Origin of the sequence: Microbacterium sp. K35, from assembly GCF_004794375.1 — a bacterium.
GTDB lineage: Bacteria > Actinomycetota > Actinomycetes > Actinomycetales > Microbacteriaceae > Microbacterium > Microbacterium sufflavum.
In genome coordinates this window covers 1-5,014 of sequence record NZ_SSDM01000305.1, presented here as the reverse complement: position 1 = coordinate 5,014, position 5,014 = coordinate 1, and the positions used below count along the sequence as shown (strand labels likewise).

Genomic DNA, 5,014 nt, shown 5'->3' with positions numbered 1-5,014 from the left:
GTCCTCCCGCCCCCGCCCGCCCCGCCCCCGCCCGACCGGCGCGTGGGAGTGCGAAAACGCACCTCCGACGTGCGTGGGAGGTGCGTTTTCGATCCCGACAGTGGACGGGACGGGACGGGACCCCGGGCGTTACGCGGGGTCGCCGCCCAGGGGGCCGACGGGCTCGAGGGGCTTCGGGTCGTCGGCGCCGGTCTTGCGGGCGCGGGCGATCAGGTTGCCCAGGTGGTAGATGAGCAGCGCCGCGACGGTGCCGAGGACGATGCCGCCGAACGCGAAGTCGCCGAGCTGCATCGAGAACCCGGCGATGCCGATCACGAGCGACACCGCGGCCGTATACTGGTTGACCGGGCGCGAGAAGTCCACGCGGCTGTCGACCCAGATCTTGATGCCGATGATGCCGATCAGGCCGTACAGGGCCGTGGTCGCGCCGCCCAGCACGCCGGCGGGGATCGAGTTGAACACCTCGCCGACCTTGGGGGAGAACGCGAGCAGGATCGCGAAGAGGCCGGCCACCCAGTAGACGGCGGTCGAGTACACGCGGGTCGCGGCCATCACGCCGATGTTCTCGCCGTAGGTCGTGGTGCCCGAGCCGCCGAAGCCGCCCGCGATCGTGGTCGCGACGCCGTCGGCGATCAGCGCGCGGCCGGTGTGCTTGTTGATCGATGGGTCCTCGGTCATGGTCGCGACGCCGCGCACGTGGCCGACGTTCTCGGCGATGAGCACGAGCACGACCGGCAGGAACATCGCGATGGTCGACCACGTGCCCGGCTCGACGAAGTCGGGGAGCTGGAAGTGCGGCAGGCCGACCCAGGGTGCCTCGGCGATGAGCTCGGCCGGTGTCTTGCCGCCGCGGAGGGCGTTGGGCACGTCGAACGAGCCGGTGAACGCGGCCCAGATGAAGCCGACCGCGACGCCGAGGAAGATCGAGATGCGGCCGAGGAAGCCGCGGAACAGCACTGCGAACAGGATGATGGCGACGAGGGTGATGGTCGCGGTCACCGGGTCGAGCTGGAAGTTGCTCCACGCGGTGGGGGCGAGGTTGAAGCCGATCAGGGCGACGATGGCCCCTGCGACCACCGGGGGCATGAGCGCGTCGACCCATCGCAGCCCGGCGAACTGCACGACGAGCCCGACGACGGCGAGGAGCACGCCGACCGCGACGACGCCCGCGAGCGCCGAGCCGGTGCCACCCGCGGCGACGGCGGCCGTGATCGGGGCGATGAACGCGAACGAGGAGCCGAGGTAGCTGGGCAGCTGGTTCTTCGTGATGAGCAGGAAGATGAGGGTGCCGAGGCCGCTGAACAGCAGGGTCGTCGAGACCGGGAAGCCCGTCAGCGTCGGCACGAGGAAGGTGGCGCCGAACATCGCGACGACGTGCTGGAGTCCGATCGCGACGGTGGCGGACCAGCTCAGGCGCTCGTCGGGACGGACGACCGCGCCGGCCTCGACCGTGCGTCCGTTTCCGTGCAGCTTCCACAGGGCCATGCGGGCTCCTCAGGGTTCGGGGGTGGCGGGAGTGCTGAAGAAACACTACCGATTCCTGAGTGTTGCCTGAGCGCCGATCGGCCAGCCGCTCCTCTACGCGGGTGACGACGTCAGCCCCACCGACGTGCGACGTGTGGAGTAGTCCGGCTCAGGCGCCCAGGCGGTCGATGAGTTCGCGGTAGCGCGCGGTCGTCCGGGCGACGACCTCGTCGGGCAGCGCGGGCCGCTCGCCCTGCTTGTCCCAGTTCGCGGCGAGCCAGTCGCGCACGATCTGCTTGTCGAAGCTCGCCATCCGCTCGGCCGGGGTGGTGCCGGTGCGCCAGGCCTCGGCGTCCCAGTACCGCGAGGAGTCGCTGGTGAGCACCTCGTCGGCGAGGCGCAGGGTGCCGTCGGCATCGGTGCCGAACTCGAACTTGGTGTCGGCCAGGATCAGGCCCCGCTCCTCGGCGATCGCCGCCGCCTTCGCGTACACGGCCAGGGAGGTGTCGCGCAGCTCGGCCGCTCGCTCGGCACCGACCAGCTCGACGACGCGGTCGAACGTGATGTTCTCGTCGTGCTCGCCCATCGGCGCCTTGTACGCGGGGGTGAACAGCGGTTCGGGCAGCCGGTCGCCGTTGTGCAGGCCGTCCGGGAGGGTGATGCCGCACACCGTGCCGTGCTCCTGATACTCGGCCCAGCCGGAGCCGGTGATGTAGCCGCGCACGACGCACTCGATCGGGAGCATCTCCAGCGACTGGGCGAGCATCGCGCGGTCGGCGACCTCCTCGGGCAGCTCGCCCGGGGCCAGGTGGTTCGGCACGTCGAGCTGGGCGAACCACCAGCGGCTGAGGCGGGTGAGCAGGGCCCCCTTGTCGGTGATGCCGGGCGACAGCACCACGTCGAAGGCGCTCACCCGGTCGGAGGCGACGACGAGGATGCGGGTGTCGGCCGGGTCCTCCGAGGCGTAGAGGTCGCGGACCTTGCCGGAGTAGAGGTGTCGCCAACCGGGGATGCTCTGCGCGGTGCCTGCCGTGGGTGTGCTCACCCGCCCATTATCCCGGTCTCCCGTGGCGGCGCCCGCACAGAAGTCAAGGGGAGCGCGGGCCGCGTGCTCCCGGGGCGAGGATCGCCGCATCGAAGGGAGCGGGTATGACGAAGGATCTCGCGAAAGGCGATCGGGTGAGCTGGAACACGTCGCAGGGGCGCACGCGCGGCACGGTGGTCGAGAAGCGGACGAAGGACTTCACGTTCGCGGGGCAGCACTTCACCGCCTCGGACGAGGAGCCGGCGTATCTCGTGGAGTCGGAGAAGAGCGGCGATCGTGCGGCGCACAAGGGCTCCGCTCTGCGTCGGCTGGGGTGAGACACCCGGAACCGGTATCGCCGCGCACGACGTGGCACGGGAGCCTGATCGGGCGTATAGTCCACATGGACTAATCGAGGTGGGGACATGGCGAAGGACCCGGTGGACGCGCTCACGCCGCTCGGCGTGATGGTGCTCGCGCTGCTGCGCGAGAGCGACATGCACCCCTACGAGATGGTCCGGCTGCTGCGCGCTCGGCACGACGATCGGCTCATCACCGTCACCAACGGCACGCTGTACCACACGGTCGCCCGGCTGCAGCGGGCGGGGCTGCTCGCCGAGGTCGGGACCGACCGCGACGGAAAGCGGCCGGAGCGCACGACCTACACGCTCACCGACGCGGGGCGCGAGACGGTGGTCTCCTGGGTGCGTCGCGCCCTGCCCCGCATCGATCGCGAGGTCGACGCCCGGGTCGCGCTCGCCGAGGCCCACAACCTCGAACGCACCGATGTCGTCGCGCTGCTCCACGACCGCCGCGCCGCCCTCCGGGACTCGCACGCGCTGCACCATGACGGGCTCCGCGGCGCCCGCACCAAGGGTGTCCCCGCCCAGGTCCTCGTCGAGATCGAGCGACAGGAGGCGCTGCTCGACGCGGAGCTGCGCTGGCTCGACTCCCTGCTCACCCGCCTCGACGGCGACGATCTCCCCTGGGGGCCGGACGCCTTCGACGACTCCGACCGCTACCGCGCTCAGCGAAAGGCTGCACAGCAATGACCGAATCCCGCCAGGCCGCAGGGCCTCAGACCGGCCCGTTCGCGGCCGGTCACGCGCCGAAGAGCCCGTGGCCCGCCCTGTGGGCGCTCGTCATCGGCTTCTTCATGATCCTCGTCGACACCACGATCGTGTCGGTCGCGAACCCGGCCATCAAGGCCGCGCTCGACCCGCAGACCAACAACCTCGACAACGTCGTGTGGGTCACCAGCGCCTACCTGCTGGCCTACGCGGTGCCGCTGCTGATCACCGGACGCCTCGGTGACCGCTTCGGCCCGAAGAACATCTACCTGATCGGGCTCGCGGTGTTCACGCTCGCGTCGCTGTGGTGCGGGCTGTCCACCACCCTCGAGGGCCTGATCGCGGCGCGTGCCGTGCAGGGCCTCGGCGCCGCTTTCATGACGCCGCAGACCATGGCCGTCATCACGCGCACCTTCCCGCCGGAGCGGCGCGGTGCGGCGATGGGGCTGTGGGGGGCGACCGCCGGCGTGGCCACGCTCGTCGGTCCGCTCGCGGGCGGCCTGCTGGTGGACGGCCTCGGCTGGGAGTGGATCTTCTTCGTGAACCTGCCCGTGGGTGTCGTGGCGTTCGTGCTCGCGTGGATCCTGGTGCCGAGGCTGAAGACGCACCCCCACCGCTTCGACCTCGTCGGTGTCGTGCTGAGCGCCGTGGCCCTGTTCCTGATCGTGTTCGGGCTGCAGGAGGGCGAGAAGTTCGACTGGGGTGTGATCTGGGGTCCGATCTCGGTGTGGAGCCTGATCATCGCCGGCGTCGCGGTGCTGGCGCTGTTCATCGTGCAGCAGGCCCGCACCCGGAGTGAGCCGCTCGTGCCGCTCGGGCTGTTCCGCGACCGCAACTTCTCGGGCGCGAACGTCGCGATCGCCGCGGTCGGCTTCACGGTCACCAGCATGTCGCTGCCGATGATGTTCTTCCTGCAGACGGCCCGTGGGCTCACCCCGACCGAGGCGGCCATGCTGCTCATCCCGATGGCGGTGCTGTCGGGAGTGCTGGCTCCCGTGGCCGGCAAGATCCTCGACCGCGTCGACCCCCGGGTGATCCTCATCCCCGGACTGCTCTGCGTGGGTGGGGCGCTGCTCTGGTACTCGGCGCTGACGACCATGGACACCCCGATCCTGATGTTCCTGCTGCCGTCGGCCCTGATGGGCATCGGCAACGCGGGCATGTGGGGTCCGCTCGCGACCACGGCCACGCGCAAGCTGCCGCCGCGGCAGGCCGGTGCCGGCGCGGGCATCTACAACACGACCAGGACGATCGGCTCGGTGATCGGTTCGGCGTCGATCGCCGCGTTCATGCAGTCGCGGCTGGAGGCGAACCTGCCCGGACTGTCGGACGCGCCGGCGGGCATCAGCGGGGGCGGGTCGCTGCCGCCGCAGGTGGCGGAGGGCTTCGCGGCGGGTATGGCGCAGGCGCTGCTGCTGCCCGCGGCCGTGATCGTCGTCGCGCTCGTGGCCGCGGG

At 70.9% G+C, this 5,014-nt stretch carries 5 protein-coding genes; 3 read left to right on the top strand and 2 right to left on the bottom strand.

Annotated elements, in window-relative coordinates; all coding sequences use genetic code 11:
- Positions 1-129: 129 nt before the first annotated feature.
- Together DW299_RS11880 and DW299_RS11875 are read right to left on the bottom strand one after the other, a co-directional pair.
- Entirely contained in the window at positions 130-1,485 is a 1,356-nt protein-coding gene (locus tag DW299_RS11880; RefSeq protein ID WP_136032815.1) for a uracil-xanthine permease family protein, read from the bottom strand.
- Positions 1,486-1,633: 148 nt separating this feature from the next.
- Positions 1,634-2,509, bottom strand: coding sequence for a phosphoribosylaminoimidazolesuccinocarboxamide synthase (locus DW299_RS11875; RefSeq protein WP_136036710.1), 876 nt, complete (start codon positions 2,507-2,509; stop codon positions 1,634-1,636).
- A gap of 104 nt (positions 2,510-2,613) precedes the next feature.
- Here DW299_RS11875 and DW299_RS11870 point away from each other — a divergent pair, with 104 nt between their 5' ends.
- The 3 genes from DW299_RS11870 to DW299_RS11860 form a co-directional block, all read left to right on the top strand.
- The gene (locus tag DW299_RS11870; protein WP_136032818.1) at positions 2,614-2,826 is read left to right on the top strand and encodes a hypervirulence associated TUDOR domain-containing protein; all 213 of its coding nucleotides are present in this window, start codon (positions 2,614-2,616) and stop codon (positions 2,824-2,826) included.
- A gap of 87 nt (positions 2,827-2,913) precedes the next feature.
- Complete coding sequence (locus tag DW299_RS11865) at positions 2,914-3,540, top strand: PadR family transcriptional regulator (protein WP_136036709.1); 627 nt, start codon at positions 2,914-2,916, stop codon at positions 3,538-3,540.
- A partial coding sequence (locus DW299_RS11860; protein ID WP_136036708.1) for a DHA2 family efflux MFS transporter permease subunit occupies positions 3,537-5,014 on the top strand: 1,478 nt, incomplete at its 3' end. The genes DW299_RS11865 and DW299_RS11860, both read left to right, overlap by 4 nt.

Coding starts and splice junctions, on each gene's coding strand:
- DW299_RS11870 (WP_136032818.1), top strand. CDS start 2,614: ATGACGAAGGATCTCGCGAAAGGCGATCGGGTGAGCTGGAACACGTCG.
- DW299_RS11880 (WP_136032815.1), bottom strand. CDS start 1,485: ATGGCCCTGTGGAAGCTGCACGGAAACGGACGCACGGTCGAGGCCGGC.
- DW299_RS11865 (WP_136036709.1), top strand. CDS start 2,914: ATGGCGAAGGACCCGGTGGACGCGCTCACGCCGCTCGGCGTGATGGTG.